This window comes from Oleiphilus sp. HI0066 (genome assembly GCF_001635725.1).
In genome coordinates this window covers 1-993 of record NZ_LWFH01001717.1, presented here as the reverse complement: position 1 = coordinate 993, position 993 = coordinate 1, and the positions used below count along the sequence as shown (strand labels likewise).

The following is a 993-nucleotide window of genomic DNA, read 5'->3' as shown; positions in this document are numbered from 1 at the left end:
CGTCCAAGTCTTGAGAAGGTATGGCAAGTGAGTGTGGCAAGTGTTGAGAAGATGACTGCGCAGCCGGAGTTTGAACTTTACGCACGCTCGGAGTCACCGCACCACGCTAACCTTAGTACAACACTCTCATCAGATGTCATTGCCTTACCCGCCTTAATCGGCGAAAAGGTAAAACAAGGCGACGTAATTGTTCAGCTTGACGATACCGACGCACGTATTGCGAGTACTCAAGCCCTTGCAGATGTTCAAGAATTGAAGGCGCGTATCAAATCAGAACATAACAGACACAAAGCCGATCAACGCGCGCTTCAAAGCGAACAAAGAATGTATGAGATCGCGAAGGATGCATTGGTTCGACAGCAGAAGCTAAACGCATCGCAATTAGTCGCAATTGAGCGCAAACAACTCGCCGAATCGAACGTCGCGCAATCTGAATTAGCAGTCACCAATCGCGAACAGAGCATTCAAGACCACGAGCCACGTTTAGCGCAACTTCAAGCTCAACTTAAAAGAGCAGAAGCTAGACTTGAGTTGGCACAACGCGACTTAGGCAAAACAAAGATCACAGCTCCCTTTGACGGTAGCATCACCTCGGTAAATGTATCACCAGGCGAGCGTGTACAAGCAGGTGCAACCATTGCCACTATATTTGATACAGCAAAGGTCGAATACAAAGCTCAAATCCCGAACAGCGTTTTAGCTTCAGTTAGCACGGCAATAGCAATTGGAGAAAAAGTGCATGCCGTTGTCAAAAACAAAAACTTCGTATTGGATCGTTTGTCAGACTCAGCCAATCTAAGCCATGGCGGCCATGATGCGTGGTTCTCAGCCGAGGATTCATCCCAGATCCCGCTTAATCAGAGCGTTAAGCTAGTCATGAAGTTACCAGAGCAACAAGACGTCATAGCCCTCCCTATCTCATCAATTTATAGCACTAACCTCGTATTTAAAGTGGTCAATGACCGACTTGAATCACTGAACGTGGACATCATT

The 993-nt window shown here is 47.0% G+C and carries 1 protein-coding gene; it reads left to right on the top strand.

Annotated features, from left to right (window positions below):
- Positions 1-27: 27 nt before the first annotated feature.
- Positions 28-993, top strand: a 966-nt coding sequence (locus tag A3738_RS26850; RefSeq protein ID WP_156504530.1) for an efflux RND transporter periplasmic adaptor subunit, incomplete at its 3' end; no start/stop codon positions are given.